This is a genomic window from Bacillus methanolicus PB1, assembly GCF_000262755.1.
GTDB lineage: Bacteria > Bacillota > Bacilli > Bacillales > Cytobacillaceae > Bacillus_Z > Bacillus_Z methanolicus.
In genome coordinates this window covers 324,960-343,500 of the sequence record NZ_AFEU01000002.1, presented here as the reverse complement: position 1 = coordinate 343,500, position 18,541 = coordinate 324,960, and the positions used below count along the sequence as shown (strand labels likewise).

Sequence of the window (18,541 nt, the reverse complement as noted above, 5' to 3'; positions counted from 1 at the left end):
TGACAATACGCAGTACGTTTCCGGAGGTAAAATATGAAAATTAATCAAGATCTTCGTCTAAACATCGATAATAGCAGACAGGAACCGAAGCTGCAGTCTACAAGCGGAATAAAATTTAATGATTTAGTCCAAAAGCATGATCAAAAATTGCAAATGGAAAAGCTCCAGCAGCTTTTAACGGATATTGACCATGCCGGAGAAAAGCTTATGAGGTCCCGGACATTTAAAGATCTCGCAAAATTCAAAACCCTCGTGAAACGATTTGTAAAGGAAACTGTTGATTTTGGAATGGAGCTCAAACAATCCCACAGCTGGAATCAATTTGGCCAAGGAAGATCTTTAACAATTGTCGAAACGATTGATCAAAAATTGGTTGAGTTAACGGAAGAAATTATGGAAAAAGAAGAAAAATCATTGGATTTACTTGAAAAAATCGGCGAAATAAAAGGCCTATTAATTAATTTATACACGTAAGTGAGTGATTGGATTGGCAAAGACATGGACACAATTGGAGGAAATGCAGCCGTCGGTTCTAAAAATGTTAAAAAACAGCCTGATGAAAGACCGTCTGGCTCATGCTTACATGTTTGAAGGAATGCGAGGGACAGGAAAAAAAGAAGTTGGGCTGCTTTTGGCAAAAAGTTTGTTTTGTCAGAATCCTTTAGAAGGATTTATCCCGTGCGAAATTTGTATGAATTGTAAAAGGATTAACAATGGCAACCATCCGGATGTTCATATTTTGGAACCGGACGGGCTATCGATCAAAAAAAGCCAGATTCAAGCCCTTCAGGAGGAATTTTCAAAAACAGGGGTTGAATCGAAGAAAAAAATATATATGATTGTTCATGCAGACCGGATGACGGTTAACGCAGCTAACAGTCTATTAAAGTTTCTTGAAGAGCCTAGCTCTGAGACAACAGCTATCTTAATAACAGAACAAATACACCAAATTCTTCCAACCATACTGTCCAGATGCCAGACGATTTCTTTCAAACCTTTGCCGCCACAGATAATGATATCCCAGCTTACAGCGAATGGAGTAAACCCTAGCATAGCCCCGATGCTGGCCCAACTTACTAATAATTTAGAAGAAGCATTGGAATTAAGTCATGACGATTGGTTTGCACAAGCTCAAAAAATAGTGTTAAAATTATATGAAGTGCTGAAGAAAAATCCGCTTGAAGCAATGGTTCATCTTCAAGAGCAATGGTTTCAGCACTTCAAGGAGAAAGAACAACTTGATCGTGGTTTAGACTTATTACTTCTTATTTTTAAAGATTTACTATATATACAGCTTGGGATGTATGAGAAAATTGTTTATTTAAACGAAAAGGCCCGTATAGAACAGTTTGCTCTTGAGACATCCGGACGTCGTCTTACCGAGCAGATGACAGCCATTTTGGAAGCAAAAAGAAAGCTGCAAGCCAATATGAACCCGCAGCTGTTAATGGAACAGCTAGTGCTTCAACTAAAGGAGGGATCTTCATTTGTATGATGTTGTAGGCGTACGCTTTAAGAAAGCGGGAAAAATTTATTATTTTGATCCCGGAGATCTCTCAATTCAGAAGGGCGATTTTGTGATTGTTGAAACTGTCAGGGGCGTGGAATACGGAAAAGTGGTCATTGCCCGAAAACAGGTAGATGAACATGATGTTGTCCTTCCTTTGAAAAAAGTCCTTCGAATTGCAGATCAAAAGGATCGGCTAAAGGTTGAGGAAAATAAAACTGCTGCGAAAGAAGCCTATGAAATTTGCTGTGAAAAAGTAAATGAGCATCAGCTTGATATGAAGTTAGTTGATGTAGAATACACATTTGATCGGAATAAAGTTATTTTTTACTTTACCGCTGACGGGAGAGTTGATTTCCGGGAGCTCGTTAAAGACTTGGCTTCGATCTTTCGCACAAGAATTGAATTGCGTCAAATAGGTGTTAGAGATGAAGCAAAAATGCTGGGTGGTATAGGCCCTTGCGGAAGAATGCTGTGCTGCTCGACATTTTTAGGTGATTTTGATCCTGTATCAATCAAAATGGCAAAAGATCAAAACCTTTCTTTAAATCCTACCAAAATTTCCGGCTTATGCGGCAGGCTCATGTGCTGTTTAAAATATGAAAATGATGAATATGAAACTGCAAAAGAACAGCTTCCTGATTTAGGAGAAATAATAGATACACCACATGGATCCGGAAAAGTTGTTGGATTAAATATATTGGAGCGCGTTCTTCAAGTGGAATTAATGGGACAGGACCGCGTACTTGAATACACTCTCGATGAAGTATTAAAAGAAGGTGCGGTTTCGTTTCAATCCACAGACTAAAGGGTTATATTTTACAAGCATAAGAATGTATCTAAAAGCAGCTGGTATGGAAGCACTTCAAGAAAACGGCTTATCCTCGAGAAGCTGAATCCGCAGCCGGACAATGAGGTGGAACGAGTGGATAAAAAAGAAATTTTTGACTCAGTGAGTAATATGGAAGCCCAAATTGGCCATTTATATAAGCAACTTGGTGAGCTAAAACAGCATGTAGCAGAAATTTTGGAAGAGAATAACTCACTCAAGTTGGAAAATGAGCATCTAAGACGCCGTCTGGAAATAACTACGGAAAATCAAAAGCAGCAAAAACCAGGGAAAGATAAAATGTCCGCAGATGAAACGGGCCCCGTTGATAAAAACCCGTTTGATATTGGCGAAGGCTATGATAACCTGGCCCGGCTTTATCAGGAAGGCTTCCATATTTGCAATGTGCATTTCGGAAGCCCGCGTAAAGAAGGAGATTGCTTATTTTGCTTATCTTTTTTAAATAAGAAATAATGGACAGCCTTCCACGGAATTGGGAAGGCTATTTTTCATAAGAAAAATTCATCATTAAAAGGTGGAAAAAACAAGGATGGTCAATTTAAAAGAAGATGAACGTCTGGACTATTTATTAGCAGAAGATTTGCGGATCATCCAGAGTCCGTCTGTATTCGCTTTTTCTTTAGATGCCGTATTGCTTTCAAAGTTTGTCTATGTACCGATTCAGAAGGGGAACTTGATTGATTTATGCAGCGGAAATGGAGTGATTCCTCTTTTTTTAAGCAAAAGAACGAAAGGGACAATCACTGGAGTTGAAATCCAGGAGCGGCTGTATGATATGGCTGTCCGAAGCATTGAATATAATAAGTTGGAACATCGGATTCATATGATCCATGGGGATATTAAAGACATGCCAAAACAGTTGGGCTATGGAAAGTTTGATGTGGTGACCTGCAATCCTCCTTATTTCCCGACCCCATCTAATGAAGAAATCAATTTGAATGAACATCTTGCCATTGCCCGGCATGAAATATTATGTACATTGGAGGATGCGATCCGAGTCTCAGGCCAATTGGTAAGGCAGGGAGGGAAAGTGGCGTTTGTCCACCGGCCGGGAAGGCTCCTAGATATTGTAACGTTAATGAGAAGCTGCCAATTGGAACCGAAACGGATTCAGTTTGTTTACCCAAAACAAGGGAAAGAAGCGAACACCCTTTTGGTTGAAGCGATTAAACAAGGGAACCCGGATTTAAAAATTTTGCCGCCCCTTTATGTTTATAATGAATATAACGAATATACACCGGAAATAAGAGAGATTTTGTATGGAAAAAAATAATCATTTCTTTTATGTTTTGGAATGCAAGGATGGCTCTTTGTACGCAGGATATACAAATAATCTGGAAAAAAGGCTCGAGCTTCATAATAAAGGAAAGGCTGCCAAATATACACGCGGAAGAGGGCCGGTCAAACTGGTCCACTCCCGTCAATTTAAAAATAAAAGTGAAGCACTTAAAGCTGAATTCGAATTTAAACAATGGACGCGAAAAAAGAAAGAAGAATACTTGAGGAAAGAAACGGGTGGTTTATATGTGGCAGCAAAAAAGTTTTCAAAATGAAGATAAGAAAGGCATCCTTTACCTTGTTCCTACCCCGATCGGCAATTTGGAAGATATGAGTTTTCGGGCTGTTAGAATCCTGAAAGAAGCTGATTTAATTGCAGCGGAGGATACAAGAAATACAAAAAAACTTTGCCATTATTATGAAATTGAAACCCCGCTTATTAGTTATCATGAACATAACAAACTAACGAGCGGAGAAAAAATAATTTCCAAACTGAAAGAGGGGGCAAACGTTGCTCTTGTAAGTGATGCCGGAATGCCGGTCATTTCCGATCCCGGTTTTGAGTTAGTCGAAATGGCCATAAACGAACAATTGCCGGTTGTTCCTCTTCCGGGGGCAAATGCAGCTTTAACTGCATTGATCGCTTCTGGTATTTCCACCCAGCCTTTTTATTTTTACGGATTTTTGAACCGTCAGAAAAAAGAAAAGAGAAAAGAACTGGAAGCCCTTGCAGAGCAAAAAGCAACACTCATCTTTTATGAAGCTCCTCACAGGCTTAAAGACACTCTTATATTATTGAGGGAAATAATGGGGGACCGGCGTATGGTGATTTGTCGAGAACTGACAAAAAAATATGAAGAATTTATTCGAGGTTCCGTTACGGAAATGATAGAATGGGCTTCTTCAGACGAAATAAGGGGGGAGTTTTGCCTGATTGTAGAAGGATCATCTTGTACATCTGAACAACATTCGGCATGGTGGGAAGAATTAAGCATAAAAGAGCACGTCGAGCTTTACATTACAGCGAGGAATATGAGTTCGAAAGATGCTATTAAGCAAACTGCAAAAGACAGAGGCTTAAATAAACGGGATGTATATTCTGCCTACCATATAAATGAATAAACACAATGAAAAAGAGTCTGACTCCCTCCAACAATGACTATATATTGATTGGAGGGGTCTGGCCCTTTCAATTATTTACTTTCTGTAAATTGAAAATTTTCCTGAATTTCTTGAAGAAGCAATTCTGCACCTTCACGGCTAAGAATTAATTTTCCTCCGGCTAAAGAAACGTTTTCATCAGAAACTTCGCCAGTTACTTGACAAGTCATATTTGGTTTATATTTTTTTAGAATAATGCGCTCATCATCAACATAAATTTCTAGAGCATCTTTTTCAGCTATTCCAAGAGTACGTCTTAATTCAATTGGAATAACCACACGGCCTAACTCATCAACTTTACGTACAATACCAGTAGATTTCATGATATTTTTCTCCTCTCAGGGTTTCTTTTTTTCTATTTCTTTCGTCATTATTCGACATAAATTTTATATTTTTAATAATACCCAGCTTTCCCACAAACGTCAACAATTTTGTTTTTAATTTCCATAGAAATTTTTTACATACTGTAAAACTATTGATATACAAGGGTTTTAGCTTTGTTTTATATATGGTAATTTATTAAGTTTTTTGCTGTCGGAGAACTAGTAGGTTTATCATTGACCTGAAAAATAAAGAAATAATCGAACAATATTCGACAAAATTCCACAATTCCTGCATTTCCTTTTTCTGTTTATATAGTTCGAACATGCCATCTGATTTCTGTACTTTTTTAAAAAAATTTAATATTTTTTATTTTGCAAGTAGGGGCAAACCAAGCCGCTTGCGCTTTTCTTATTGCACTTTTTCACATTTTTAGGTATATTTTGATGATATAAGAGGTTATGATGACGTTATAGAGAAGTCATGATCGCACTCTTTTTAAAGATAAATGATGGATTGCCCAATAAAAGGCAGAACATTTTGAAATTGGCTCTCGCCCTTTGGGCGGGGCTTTTTTACATATGAATATTTTTTATAAAAATTAGACGAGCCCGCTTCTGGACTGTGTTTAAGGAGGGAATATTGTGGAGAAAAAATCTAAGACTTTTTATTTGACAACACCAATCTATTATCCAAGCGGAAATCTTCATATCGGCCATGCCTATACAACTGTTGCCGGCGATGCAATGGCAAGGTATAAGCGCTTGCGCGGCTTTGATGTTATGTTTTTAACAGGGACTGATGAGCATGGCCAGAAAATTCAGCAGAAAGCAGAGGAAAAAGGAGTTACCCCTAAAGAATATGTCGATGAAATTGTTGCCGGCATTCAAGATCTTTGGAAAAAACTTGATATTTCCTATGATGATTTTATTAGAACGACTGAAGATCGACATAAAAAGGTTGTCGAGAAAATTTTTGCGCGCCTGCTTGAACAGGGAGATATTTATCTGGGTGAGTATGAAGGCTGGTATTGTACACCGTGTGAATCTTTTTATACAGACCATCAGCTTGTAGATGGGAATTGCCCTGATTGTGGAAGGCCGGTAGAAAAAGTAAAAGAAGAATCGTATTTCTTTAGAATGGGCAAATATGTAGACAGTCTGCTAAAGTATTACGAAGAAAATCCTGATTTTATACAGCCGGAGTCGCGTAAAAATGAAATGATAAACAATTTCATTAAACCGGGTCTTGAAGATCTTGCTGTTTCCCGTACAACATTTGATTGGGGCATCAAAGTTCCGGGCGACCCTAAACATGTGATCTATGTTTGGATTGATGCCTTGACGAACTACATCACAGCTCTCGGATACGGCACTGATAATGCAGAGAAATATAGAACATTTTGGCCGGCAGATGTCCATCTAGTCGGGAAGGAAATTGTCCGTTTCCATACGATCTATTGGCCTATTATGCTGATGGCTCTTGATCTGCCGCTTCCAAAGAAAGTTTTTGCGCACGGATGGCTGCTGATGAAAGACGGGAAAATGTCAAAATCGAAAGGAAATGTAGTTGACCCTGTCACATTGATTGACCGTTATGGTTTAGATGCCCTTCGCTATTATTTATTGCGGGAAGTTCCGTTTGGAGCGGACGGGGTGTTTACACCAGAAGGGTTTGTTGAACGAATCAACTTTGACCTTGCAAATGATCTTGGAAACCTTTTAAACCGTACCGTTTCTATGATTGAGAGATATTTTGACGGGGTTATCCCGGCTTACCGCGGCTCGGAAGGCAAGTATGACAAAGAGCTGCTGGAAATGAATAAAGAAACGGTATTGAAATATGAAAAAGCAATGGAAAAAATGGAGTTTTCAGTTGCCTTAACAGCTGTTTGGCAGTTGATCAGCAGAACGAATAAATACATTGATGAAACTCAGCCGTGGGTATTAGCGAAAGATGAGGGTAATAAGGACCAATTAGCGAATGTGATGGTACATCTTGCTGAATCTTTACGAAGGATTGCTGTATTGCTGCAGCCATTTTTAACGCGTTCCCCTCACAAAATATTTGAACAGTTAAATATTCATGATGAAACTTTGACATCTTGGGACAGTCTTGATCAGTTCGGGATCATTCCTGTTGGAACGAAGGTCGTGAAAGGGGAACCGATTTTCCCACGTTTAGATATCCAGGAAGAAGTGGACTTTATTAAGGCTAAAATGCAAGGGACATCACCTGCTTTGGAAAAAAAGAATGAAGAAAAGACTGAAACGGAAGAAATTACAATTGATGATTTTATGAAAATAGATTTGCGCGTTGCAGAAATCATTCATGCCGAGCCGGTGAAAAAGGCTGATAAGCTTCTCAAGCTCCAACTTGATTTAGGATATGAAAAACGTCAAGTCGTATCAGGGATTGCTCAATATTATAAGCCGGAAGATCTTCTTGGACGCAAAGTTATTTGTGTAACCAATTTAAAGCCGGTTAAACTGCGCGGTGAGCTTTCTGAGGGAATGATTTTAGCAGGAAGCAAAGATGGCGCTTTATCCCTGGCTGCAGTAGACCAGTCGCTTCCTAACGGGGCAAAAGTAAAATAGTACTATATTGAAACATAGAAATGTTTCACGTGTAACAGTCGATCACCGCGGAACATTTCTATGTTTTTTTTCAAAAAAAAGCAATTTCTTGTTAAGAAAAATGAATAAAGGTAAAATAAAGGAACCTAACAGACAACCTATATAAGATGAGAATTTATGTAATAAAGGAATAACTAAAGGAGCTATTTACGAATGCTATTTGATACACATGCACATTTAAACGCAGATCAGTTCAAAGATGACTTAGAAGAAGTAATCGATCGAGCGAAAAAAGACGGAGTCAGCAATATAGCCGTCGTTGGCTTTGACCGACCCACAATCAAAAAAGCAATCGATCTTGCTGAAAACTTTGATTTTATTTTTGCCTGTGTCGGTTGGCATCCTGTTGACGCGATTGATATGACGGAGAAAGATTTGCTTTGGCTGGAAGAACTTGCATCCCATCCAAAAGTTGTGGCTCTTGGGGAAATGGGATTGGATTATTATTGGGATAAGTCCCCTAAAGAAATTCAAAAAGAAGTTTTTCGAAAGCAAATCCGCCTCGCTAAAAAAGTTAAGCTGCCGATTGTCATTCATAATCGGGAAGCAACGGCTGATATAGTGGAGATCTTAAAAGAAGAAGGTGCCCGGGAAGTCGGGGGAATCATGCATTGCTTCAGCGGCAGTGTAGAGATTGCCCAGGAATGTATGGAGATGAATTTTTATATTTCACTTGCCGGACCTGTAACATTTAAAAATGCGAAAATGCCGAAAGAAGTGGCTGAGGCCATCCCTTTGGATCGCCTGTTAATTGAAACAGACTGTCCATATTTAACGCCTCATCCATTTCGCGGTAAACGAAATGAACCGGCATATGTGAAGCTTGTTGCCGAACAAATTGCAGAAATCAAGGGACTGACTGTCGCAGATATTGCAAAGGCGACAACTGAAAATGCAAAAAAATTATTCGGCATAATATGATAAGGAATATTGTCGAAAGTTGAGGGAGCTTGTCCGACTTTTTTCTTATTCTATAAAGTTCTACATGCATAATTTCACTCATAGGATAACCATGTCGAGAAGTCTCCCTTTCCTTTCTGGGTAAAATTTTGCATAATATGAAATATGTTTAGGCAGGAGGTGAATGAATGTGAGCAGAAAGGGCTTAGGTTGACAGGAGACGATAATGTTTATATAATCTCTCCGAGAAAAGGAGGCGTTTTACATCAAGATTCAAAACATGAAAAACCTGTTTTCCAAGTCTTTGAGCAAGAAAAAATTGGCCGTTATTTCTGCTAGTTTCCTAGTTTTTGCTGCCGTCTTCGGAATCTTTTTGTTTGAGACAACGAAGAAGACCGTTGCTATCACTCTTGATGGTCAGGAGAAAGTGATAAAAACACATGCAGAAACTATTCAAGATCTATTCAATGAACTCGATATTACATTGCGCTCAGAAGACTATGTGTTTCCCACGGAAAGCACGAAGGTGAAAGACAATTTAAAAATTGTATGGAAACCGGCAAAACAGGTTAAAGTCGTGCATGGTCAAGAAAAAAAAACCGTTTGGACTACAGCAGAAACGGTGAAAGATCTTCTGCTAGAACAAAAAATAATTATAAATGAACATGACGTTGTCCAGCCAAACACAGAAGAAGCAATCAAGAACAAAATGAAAATTGAAATCCAAAAAGCTTTTCCATTAACGCTGGTTAACGGCGGAAAAAAACAACAAGTATGGTCAACTTCGACTACGGTCGCTGACTTTTTATCACAGCAAGGGATTGCACTAAAAGATTTAGACCGTGTTGAACCTAAATTACATGAGAAAGTCAAAGAAAATGCCGTTGTAAACGTCATTCGAGTTGAAAAAGTCACCGATGTAGTGGAAGAACCAATAAGCTTTGCAGTCGTTACCAAAAAAGACGGTAACTTAACAAAAGGAACCGAAAAAGTTATTAAGGAAGGCGAGCAAGGTTTATTAACAAAAAAATATGAAGTTGTTTTAGAAAATGGAAAAGAGGTTTCCAGAAAACTCATCAGCGAACAGAAGGTAAAGGATAAACAGGATAAAATCGTTGCAGTCGGCACGAAAGCAACCTATCAACAAGTGTCCCGCGGGGGTGCTGAAAACGGAAGGGAGTTTTATGTAAGTTCAACTGCTTATACCGCCAGTTGCAATGGCTGCTCCGGTATAACCTCTTCCGGTATAAATTTAAGAGCAAACCCTAATGTAAAGGTTATTGCTGTTGACCCTCAGGTGATCCCGCTAGGAACAAAGGTTTATGTTGAAGGCTACGGATATGCCGTTGCTGCTGATACAGGATCGGCGATTAAAGGCTATAAAATCGATGTCTTTTTCCCTTCTAATTCACAAGCATATCGCTGGGGGAATAGAAAGGTAAAAATAAAGATATTAAATTAATCTTTTCATGAGGCGGTCTCATAAGGGTCTGACCCCACGTGCATTTATCAATATATAGCACATTTATCCAACACATTATGTCCTATATATTGTGTTATGTCGTCTGACCCTTAGGCTTTAAGACAGCCTCATTTTGCATTTTACCCTATTTTATTTATACTTATTGGTGGAGTGATACACTCATTTCATTTTATGTTTTTTTCATATAAATAGACGTTTCATGTTACAAAAATGTTTCAAGTTTTTTTCAAAAAAAATTTTTTTCAAACATTTGTGCAGATAATAGCAAAAGCATGCACGGCAGGCAATGTTTGTCGAGATGTCGCTTTTCGGTTTCGAGTGGAGGAACAAATGAAGATTAAAGAAATAATTGTTGTGGAAGGAAAAGATGACACAACAGCAATTAAAAGAGCTGTTGATGCAGATACGATCGAAACGAATGGTTCTGCTCTGAGCAAGGAAACGATTGAAAAAATAAAACTGGCCCATCAGAAAAGAGGCGTCATTATTTTTACAGACCCTGATTTTCCTGGTGAAAAAATAAGAAAAACAATTGCACGTCATCTACCTGAGTGCAAACATGCGTTTCTGCCGAAAGAAGCCGCGATACAAAAGAACGGAAAGGGAGTAGGAGTTGAACATGCATCGGCTGAAATGATCCGGGAGGCGCTGCGGCATGCTCAATTCATGAAAGAAGATGTCAATGAGGTAATCACAACTGATGATTTAATTGCCGCCGGATTAATTGGAGGAAACGGCTCAAAAGAACGGCGGGAAAAATTAGGTAAAATACTGAAAATCGGTTATACAAATGGAAAACAGCTGCATAAAAGGCTTATGATGTTCCAGATAACCCGTGAGGATTTTGCAGCTGCTGTTGCGGTAATCAGACAGGAGGCGCAAAATGAATAAAGATATCGCTACGCCTGCAAGGACGAGAATGATACTTGAAAAATACGGATTTTCCTTTAAAAAAAGCTTGGGGCAAAATTTTTTAATTGATACGAATATTTTAAAACGAATTGTCGACCACGCACAATTAACCGCTGAGACCGGTGCTATTGAAGTAGGGCCCGGGATTGGTGCTTTAACAGAGCAGCTTGCCCGCAATTGCAAAAAAGTAGTGGCATTTGAAATTGATCAACGCTTGCTTCCGATTTTAGAAGAAACCATGTCGCCTTATTCTAATGTAACAATTATTCATCAGGATATTTTAAAAGCTGATATGAAAACAATCATTGACCGGGAGTTTCAAGGGATAAACGATTTGATGGTAGTCGCCAATTTGCCGTATTATGTAACGACGCCAATAATAATGAAGCTTTTGGAAGAAAATCTGCCAATTAGAGGAATTGTTGTTATGATTCAAAAGGAAGTAGCGGACCGGTTAGAAGCAAAACCCGGTTCAAAAGATTACGGATCACTTTCCATAGCCGTTCAATATTATACAGAGCCTGATACAGTCATGGTCGTCCCTAAAACAGTGTTCGTACCCCAGCCTAATGTAGATTCTGCGGTTATACGATTAACTCGGAGAGAAGCTGCACCAGTTAAGGTTCGTGATGAAGCGTTCTTTTTCCAAGTTATAAAAGCGAGCTTTGCACATCGAAGAAAGACGCTTCTAAACAACTTAACAAGCCAGCTTCCCGAAGGCAAAGAGAAAAAAGAAGCGATACTTGCTGCACTGGATCAAGCAGGCATTGATTCTGGAAGAAGAGGAGAAACTCTTTCAATCGAGGAATTTGGCCGTTTAAGCGATGAACTTTATTTGTATTTTCAATAAGGAGGCTGTTTCAAACCTCCATAGCACATCAGCCACCACAATGAATGAAATTGTTTTCGACATTTGACCTGCAATTTATAATGAAATTAGCGGGTCAAAGGTCGTTGCTTTTTTTGCTTTTTATTGGACATTTTCGTATAAAAAGCCTAAGGGTCACACCCCCAAATGTTGGATAAATGTGCTATATATTGATAAATGCACATGGGGCCGGACCCTTATGAGACAGCCTCTTTATGTTTTTTTGCAGGGAGCCAAAATTCAGATTTTATTGCGACTTTTTTGTGTTAACCAAGCCGCTTCCGCTTTTCTAATCACATGTTTATTGTCTTTTGCATAGCCTGTGAAAAGAAACGGTATATGATTAGGTAAGCCTTTTTTCGGGGGCTTAGTTGGAGTGACGGCAGTGAAGATAAAAATCATGGATATTGTCGGAAGGGTTTCTTATCATTGTGACATTTTGTTTAGAGTGATTGATATAAGAGAAGAAGGCGGCAAGAAAAATGCTATTTTATATGGAGAAGATTTTCGGCTAATTGCAGATGCACCGTATGAGGATTTAATAAAGGTGTATCCATCAGAACGAATGAAACTTTCAAGGGAATTTCGGTCACTTGAAGAGCAGTCGTTCAAGCTTTTTCGGCAAGATGTGGAGCTATTAAAAGAAAAGCAGGAATACGATGTAACAGACGGGTACACGAAACCGGTTAAATATTTTCAAATTCCCGGGAAGGTTCTTCATGTGGATGGTGACCCTGTTTATTTAAAAAAATGTTTAAGCTTATATGAAAAAGTGGGAGTTCCTGTTTTTGGAGTTTATTGCAATGAAAAAGAAATGCCAAACAAGGTTGGACATTTAATTGACTATTACAGGCCGGATATTTTGGTGATTACCGGTCATGATGCATATTCAAAATCTAAAGGGAAGATAACGGATCTGAACGCGTACCGACATTCCAAGGATTTTGCTTTGACAGTGAGGGAAGCAAGAAAGAAAGTACCCCATTTAGACCATCTGGTTATTTTCGCAGGTGCATGCCAATCACATTTTGAATCGCTCATACATGCAGGTGCAAACTTTGCAAGCTCACCATCCCGGGTAAATATCCACGCGCTTGATCCTGTATATATCGTTGCAAAAATAAGCTTCACTCCCTTTATGGAAAGGATCAATGTGTGGGATGTTTTAAGAAATACATTAACAGGGGAAAAAGGGCTCGGAGGTATTGAAACGCGCGGCGTTTTAAGAACCGGAATGCCATATCAAATTGAATATCAAGATCAAGAATAAGAAAGCCGTTCGCTTAGCAAAACGGCTTTTTTTGCAGAGTATACATAATCCTTGTCGAAAAGGTCAACCTAATAATGTTGAAATTTAGAGAAAAAAGTAAAAGAAAAATTATTGACAATCATTTCAAATGACTGTTATAATTTAGTCTTTTATTTGACTTAAGTATATGAACGTGTTATACTTTACATAGTGAGGTGGACCCGAATGCCAAAAACATTATCTGAAATCAAAAAAGCTCTTGATTCAAATTTAGGGAAAAGACTTATGCTCAAGGCGAACGGTGGACGCAGAAAAACGATTGAGCGTTCCGGAATTTTAGCAGAAACGTATCCTTCTGTGTTTGTAGTTGAGCTAGACCAGGATGAGAATTCATTTGAACGTGTATCGTACAGCTATGCAGATGTTTTAACTGAAACGGTTCAAATTACCTTCTATGAAGATACATCAAGAAATGTCGCTTTAAGCTGAAAATTACGCTTTAAAGCGCGGGGGCTGACACAAAAGAAAAGGGTCAGCCTCTTTTTTATTTGTGCATTTTTCTGTTTCCAATTTATACAAAGGTTAAAAAAGGTCTACATGAAAAAGGACGGCAAACCAATACTATAAATGCCGCGTGTAAAGAAAGGGGATGTTTGTTTTGGGCAGAAGAAGAGGAATCATGTCAGAGCGACTTAAAGAAGAACTTGCGAAGGAGCTAGGATTCTATGATGTTGTCCAGAAAGAAGGATGGGGCGGAATCAAAGCAAGAGACGCGGGAAATATGGTTAAGCGTGCAATTGAACTAGCTGAAGAACAGCTGGCTTCAAAACAATAATTTATTTGACATCTGCAACAACAGCAATGAAAGAGCTTCTTAAAAAACATTCAGGATTTACCGCGGCAGAAAAGTCGAGGCGAAAGCCCGGCTTTTCTTTTTGGTTTTTGCAGGGGGTGTATTCATGTCGCTTGCGCTTTTCGATAGAAATGATAAAATATCTTATTTGTGAAGAACGTTCAAACGTGATGTTTTGCGGATGGCGTTATGTGGTAAAATAGGACAAAATATGGAGATCGTCGAATTTTGTAAAAGAGTAGGTGGACGTAGTGAAGCTTCTAGTCAAAGCCCCGGCGAAAATCAATTTAACATTGGATGTGTTATATAAACGACCGGATGGCTATCATGAAGTAGAAATGATTATGACGACGATTGATTTGGCTGATCGCCTTGAGCTCTCATTGCTGGATGAGGATCAAATCAAAATCATTTCCCATAATCATTTTGTGCCTGATGACGAGCGCAATCTTGCATATCAGGCTGCCCAGCTTTTAAAGAAACGGTTTCAAGTGACAAAAGGCGCATCGATTCGTATTGAAAAAACAATACCTGTCGCAGCCGGATTAGCAGGCGGCAGCAGTGATGCAGCGGCTACTTTAAAGGGTTTGAATAAATTATGGAATCTTGGCCTTTCGCTGGACGAGCTGGCAGAAATGGGTGCAGAAATCGGGTCGGATGTTTCTTTTTGCGTATATGGGGGAACAGCACTTGCCAAGGGAAGGGGAGAGATTATAACGGAACTTCCTGCTCCTCCTACATGCTGGGTTATTCTGGCAAAGCCTTCTATTGGGGTTTCAACAGCCGATGTATATCGCAGGCTTGATTTAAATCGAATCAGCCACCCAAACACGAAAGAAATGATAAAAGCAATTGAAACGAAAGATTACAGCAAGATTTGCCAAAATTTAGGAAACGTACTCGAATACGTAACAATGAAGATGCATCCGGAAGTCGTCTTGATAAAAGAACAAATGAAAAGATTTGGTGCAGACGCCGTATTAATGAGCGGCAGCGGTCCAACGGTATTTGGCCTCGTTCAGCATGATTCACGGCTCCACCGGATTTATAACGGTTTAAGAGGATTTTGTGATCAAGTATACGCGGTAAGAATGTTGGGGGAACGGAATATACTTGATTAAATCCGTACATTAATGATATATTATCATTAAAATATTCGGATTTTTTGGAGGTTCTGTTTATGAAATTCCGTCGGAGCGAACGTTTGATCGATATGACGAATTATTTATTGGAGCATCCTCGTCGATTAGTTCCGTTAACTTTTTTTGCTGAAAGGTATAGTTCTGCTAAATCGTCGATCAGTGAAGATTTGGCGATTATTAAGGAAACTTTTGAACAAAGGGGAATTGGAACGTTGAAAACGGTGCCCGGTGCAGCAGGCGGGGTAAAATTTTTTGTAAAAGTGAAAGAAGAAGAAGTGAGGCCGTTTATTGCCCATCTTTGCGATTTATTCAGAAGCCCTGAAAGACTGCTTCCCGGTGGATATCTTTATATGACCGACATTATCAGTGACCCGTCTATTGTGAACAAAGTAGGGAGGATGTTTGCTTCTGCTTTTTCCGATATTGAAATCGATGTCGTTATGACGGTTGCGACGAAAGGAATACCGCTTGCTTACGCCGTTGCCAGCCAGTTAAATGTTCCGGTTGTCATTGTCAGAAGAGATAGCAAAGTGACGGAAGGATCGACGGTAAGCATCAATTATGTTTCCGGATCGACAAAAAGAATCCAGACGATGGTTCTTTCAAAAAGAAGCTTGGCAGAAGGATCGAAAGTACTGATCGTGGATGACTTTATGAAGGCCGGCGGAACGGTCAATGGGATGATCAGCCTGCTTGATGAATTTAACGCCCATGTAGCCGGAATAGCTGTGTTAGTTGAATCTGAAAATATTGAAGAGCGTTTAGTGGATGAATACTTATCACTTATCCGCCTTTCTGATGTTGATGTGAAAGAGAAAAAAATAAAAGTGAGCGAAGGCAATTTCTTTTCAATGAATGTTAAAAATCGTTAGACAGAACTTTCCAAGCAGTGATAAAATGTATAAAAAATAAAGGAGGAAGTCAAGTGAAAACGGTTCAAACAACTAATGCCCCCGCTGCAATCGGCCCTTATTCCCAGGGGATTGTTGTGAATAACTTGTTTTTCAGCTCAGGGCAAATCCCGCTGACTGCTGAAGGAGTTATGGTAGAGGGAGACATTAAAGCACAAACCCATCAAGTATTTAAGAATTTACAGGCTGTTCTTGAAGAAGCAGGCGCTTCATTGGATACGGTTGTGAAAGCAACGGTTTTTATTAAAAATATGGATGATTTTGCAGCTGTAAATGAAGTTTACGGCCAATATTTCTCTGTTCATAAACCGGCGCGCTCAACCGTTGAGGTAGCCCGTCTGCCTAAAGATGCTTTAGTCGAAATAGAAGTAATCGCCCTCGTAAAATAGTCAAATGGGCGTTATAAAACAATTGCTTCCAAACAATATCACCGATTTACTCTAATTTTTCTAAAAAATTTTACTATTCAAAGAAGGAAAATTGGAAATAATGTTGAAATATATAACCTAGATATTTATCTATAGGGTAAAGGTGGTGAACAAAATGGAAGTAACTGACGTTAGATTACGCCGCGTTAACACGGATGGACGAATGAGAGCAATTGCATCTATCACTCTCGACAATGAATTTGTTGTCCATGACATTCGTGTTATTGATGGAAATAATGGATTATTTGTTGCCATGCCGATCAAACGCACTCCGGATGGGGAGTTTCGCGATATTGCTCACCCTATTAATTCAGGAACACGCGGCAAAATCCAAGAAGCTGTTTTGGCTGAGTACCACCGTTTAGGTGAATTAGAAGTAGAATTTGAAGAAGCCGGAGCTTCCTAAGGATATACAACTAGGGCCTACTTCACAGATAGGCTCTTTTTTATTTTTATAAATAATTGATTGTACTTTTCTATTTCCCCGATCCTCTCATAGAAAAACCGCATCTTCCTATTTCTTCATTTTATTTTTTTTGGGCATTTTCCTGTAATGACAAAAAAATGCACTTAATGATCATTTCTTGAAATGAATGTCTTTTTAAGATATATTCTTTATGGATAAAAAGGTAAATTGGAGGACTGTTAATGTCGACTCGTTATGCCATCATTTTAGCCGCAGGCAAGGGAACCAGAATGAAATCAAAGCTTTATAAAGTACTTCATCCTGTATGCGGCAAACCAATGGTTCAACATGTTGTTGATCAAGTTTCGAAGCTTAACATAAATGAAATTGTGACGATTATTGGACACGGAGCGGAAAAAGTAAAAGAACAGCTTGGGAACAAAAGCAAATATGCTCTCCAGGAAGAACAGCTTGGCACCGCTCATGCTGTTATGCAAGCGAAGGAAATCCTTGCAGGCAAAGAAGGGGTGACCATCGTCGTTTGCGGGGATACACCGCTCATCAAAGCTGAAACTATGGAAGCGCTTTTTCAACATCATGAAGAAACTAATGCAAAAGCAACGATTTTAACGGCAAATGCTGAAGACCCAACCGGATATGGAAGAATTATCCGTAATACCGAAGGGTTTGTAGAAAGGATCGTTGAGCATAAAGATGCAACAGAAGAAGAACGTACGGTAAAAGAGATTAATACTGGAACATACTGCTTCGATAACATTGCACTATTTGAAGCATTGCAATACGTTTCAAATGATAATGTCCAAGGAGAGTTCTATCTGCCTGATGTGATTGAAATTCTGAAAAATCAAGACAATAAAGTAAGTGCTTATCAATCGAAAGAATTTGAAGAAACGATAGGCGTAAATGATCGTGTTGCACTAGCAGAAGCAGAGCGGATTATGAGAAAAAGAATTAATGAATTTCATATGCGAAACGGTGTTACGATCATTGATCCTTTAAACACGTATATTGGCCCTGACGTTGAAATAGGGCAAGATACCACTATTTATCCAGGTTCTGTAATAATCGGAAAAACCGTTATTGGCACCGGCTGCCAAATCGGTCCGAATAGCGAAATCAAAGATTGCCAGATCGCTATGAACACCGTTATCCGTCAATCTGTTGCGCATAGCAGCATCATTGGTTCTTATGTAAACATCGGACCATTTGCTCACATTCGTCCGGATTCGAATATACATGATGAAGTGAAAATTGGAAACTTTGTCGAAATTAAGAAAACTGACTTCGGAAAAGGCAGCAAAGCTTCACATCTCAGCTATATAGGAGATGCGGAGGTAGGAAGCGGCGTTAATATCGGATGCGGATCCATCACTGTAAACTACGACGGGAAAAATAAATACTTGACGAAAATCGAAGACGACGTGTTTATAGGCTGTAATTCCAATCTTGTTGCACCGGTAACAATTGGCCGGGGTGCATATATTGCCGCAGGATCTACGATCACGGAAGATGTACCGGCAGACGCATTGTCGGTCGCACGTGCCCGCCAAGTGAATAAAGAAAATTATGTTGAAAAATTAAAGCTTAAGAAATAAGCAAAATATGGAGGTCAATC

The 18,541-nt window shown here is 39.1% G+C and carries 21 protein-coding genes; 20 read left to right on the top strand and 1 reads right to left on the bottom strand.

Going from position 1 to position 18,541, the window contains the following annotated elements; genetic code table 11:
- Positions 1–33 precede the first annotated feature (33 nt).
- From PB1_RS06785 to rsmI, 7 genes are all read left to right on the top strand, one after another.
- Complete coding sequence (locus PB1_RS06785) at positions 34–474, top strand: YaaR family protein (protein WP_003351528.1); 441 nt, start codon at positions 34–36, stop codon at positions 472–474.
- A 13-nt stretch (positions 475–487) separates the two neighbouring features.
- A complete protein-coding gene (gene holB / locus PB1_RS06780) occupies positions 488–1,495 on the top strand; it encodes a DNA polymerase III subunit delta' (RefSeq protein WP_034644989.1) in 1,008 nt (335 codons plus the stop codon).
- A complete protein-coding gene (ricT, locus tag PB1_RS06775) occupies positions 1,488–2,315 on the top strand; it encodes a competence/sporulation regulator complex protein RicT (RefSeq protein WP_003351525.1) in 828 nt (275 codons plus the stop codon). Before holB ends, ricT begins: the two co-directional genes overlap by 8 nt.
- Positions 2,316–2,432: 117 nt before the next feature.
- On the top strand, positions 2,433–2,810 hold the full coding sequence (yabA, locus tag PB1_RS06770; protein ID WP_003351524.1) for a DNA replication initiation control protein YabA: 378 nt from the start codon (positions 2,433–2,435) through the stop codon (positions 2,808–2,810).
- A gap of 76 nt (positions 2,811–2,886) precedes the next feature.
- Positions 2,887–3,630 (top strand): tRNA1(Val) (adenine(37)-N6)-methyltransferase, encoded by a 744-nt coding sequence (locus tag PB1_RS06765; RefSeq protein WP_003351523.1) that lies wholly within the window; start codon positions 2,887–2,889, stop codon positions 3,628–3,630.
- Positions 3,617–3,910, top strand: coding sequence for a GIY-YIG nuclease family protein (locus PB1_RS06760; protein ID WP_003351522.1), 294 nt, complete (start codon positions 3,617–3,619; stop codon positions 3,908–3,910). The genes PB1_RS06765 and PB1_RS06760 overlap by 14 nt, the downstream gene beginning before the upstream one ends.
- Positions 3,882–4,757 (top strand): 16S rRNA (cytidine(1402)-2'-O)-methyltransferase, encoded by an 876-nt coding sequence (gene rsmI / locus PB1_RS06755; protein WP_003351521.1) that lies wholly within the window; start codon positions 3,882–3,884, stop codon positions 4,755–4,757. Before PB1_RS06760 ends, rsmI begins: the two co-directional genes overlap by 29 nt.
- Before the next feature lie 71 nt (positions 4,758–4,828).
- Here rsmI and PB1_RS06750 read toward each other — a convergent pair whose 3' ends face one another.
- Positions 4,829–5,119 carry an AbrB/MazE/SpoVT family DNA-binding domain-containing protein gene (locus PB1_RS06750; protein ID WP_003351520.1) on the bottom strand — a complete coding sequence of 97 codons (291 nt, stop codon included), beginning with the start codon at positions 5,117–5,119 and terminating at the stop codon, positions 4,829–4,831.
- A 642-nt stretch (positions 5,120–5,761) separates the two neighbouring features.
- On the opposite strand from PB1_RS06750, the gene metG reads away from it, so the two are divergent.
- The 13 genes from metG to glmU all read left to right on the top strand — a co-directional run bounded on the left by metG (position 5,762) and on the right by glmU (position 18,521).
- Complete coding sequence (gene metG, locus PB1_RS06745) at positions 5,762–7,714, top strand: methionine--tRNA ligase (RefSeq protein WP_003351519.1); 1,953 nt, start codon at positions 5,762–5,764, stop codon at positions 7,712–7,714.
- A 192-nt stretch (positions 7,715–7,906) separates the two neighbouring features.
- Entirely contained in the window at positions 7,907–8,674 is a 768-nt protein-coding gene (locus PB1_RS06740) for a TatD family hydrolase (protein WP_003351518.1), read from the top strand.
- Positions 8,675–8,933: 259 nt separating this feature from the next.
- A complete protein-coding gene (locus PB1_RS06735) occupies positions 8,934–10,115 on the top strand; it encodes a G5 and 3D domain-containing protein (protein WP_003351517.1) in 1,182 nt (393 codons plus the stop codon).
- 351 nt (positions 10,116–10,466) lie between these two features.
- Entirely contained in the window at positions 10,467–11,027 is a 561-nt protein-coding gene (rnmV, locus tag PB1_RS06730; RefSeq protein WP_003351516.1) for a ribonuclease M5, read from the top strand.
- Complete coding sequence (rsmA, locus tag PB1_RS06725; protein WP_003351514.1) at positions 11,020–11,898, top strand: 16S rRNA (adenine(1518)-N(6)/adenine(1519)-N(6))-dimethyltransferase RsmA; 879 nt, start codon at positions 11,020–11,022, stop codon at positions 11,896–11,898. Before rnmV ends, rsmA begins: the two co-directional genes overlap by 8 nt.
- Positions 11,899–12,301: 403 nt before the next feature.
- A complete protein-coding gene (gene yabG / locus PB1_RS06720) occupies positions 12,302–13,186 on the top strand; it encodes a sporulation peptidase YabG (RefSeq protein ID WP_034644984.1) in 885 nt (294 codons plus the stop codon).
- A 204-nt stretch (positions 13,187–13,390) separates the two neighbouring features.
- Positions 13,391–13,654 (top strand): biofilm formation stimulator Veg, encoded by a 264-nt coding sequence (gene veg, locus PB1_RS06715; RefSeq protein WP_003351511.1) that lies wholly within the window; start codon positions 13,391–13,393, stop codon positions 13,652–13,654.
- A gap of 169 nt (positions 13,655–13,823) precedes the next feature.
- Positions 13,824–14,000 carry a small, acid-soluble spore protein, alpha/beta type gene (locus PB1_RS06710; RefSeq protein WP_003351510.1) on the top strand — a complete coding sequence of 59 codons (177 nt, stop codon included), beginning with the start codon at positions 13,824–13,826 and terminating at the stop codon, positions 13,998–14,000.
- Between the two features lie 269 nt (positions 14,001–14,269).
- Positions 14,270–15,139 (top strand): 4-(cytidine 5'-diphospho)-2-C-methyl-D-erythritol kinase, encoded by an 870-nt coding sequence (gene ispE, locus PB1_RS06705; RefSeq protein ID WP_003351508.1) that lies wholly within the window; start codon positions 14,270–14,272, stop codon positions 15,137–15,139.
- Positions 15,140–15,198: 59 nt separating this feature from the next.
- On the top strand, positions 15,199–16,032 hold the full coding sequence (gene purR, locus PB1_RS06700) for a pur operon repressor (protein WP_003351507.1): 834 nt from the start codon (positions 15,199–15,201) through the stop codon (positions 16,030–16,032).
- A 53-nt stretch (positions 16,033–16,085) separates the two neighbouring features.
- Positions 16,086–16,460: a 2-iminobutanoate/2-iminopropanoate deaminase gene (gene ridA / locus PB1_RS06695; protein ID WP_003351506.1), complete on the top strand. Its 375-nt coding sequence runs from the start codon at positions 16,086–16,088 to the stop codon at positions 16,458–16,460.
- Positions 16,461–16,614: 154 nt separating this feature from the next.
- Positions 16,615–16,905 carry a septation regulator SpoVG gene (gene spoVG, locus PB1_RS06690; protein WP_003351505.1) on the top strand — a complete coding sequence of 97 codons (291 nt, stop codon included), beginning with the start codon at positions 16,615–16,617 and terminating at the stop codon, positions 16,903–16,905.
- 242 nt (positions 16,906–17,147) lie between these two features.
- Positions 17,148–18,521 carry a bifunctional UDP-N-acetylglucosamine diphosphorylase/glucosamine-1-phosphate N-acetyltransferase GlmU gene (gene glmU / locus PB1_RS06685; protein ID WP_003351504.1) on the top strand — a complete coding sequence of 458 codons (1,374 nt, stop codon included), beginning with the start codon at positions 17,148–17,150 and terminating at the stop codon, positions 18,519–18,521.
- The last annotated feature ends 20 nt before the right edge of the window (positions 18,522–18,541 follow it).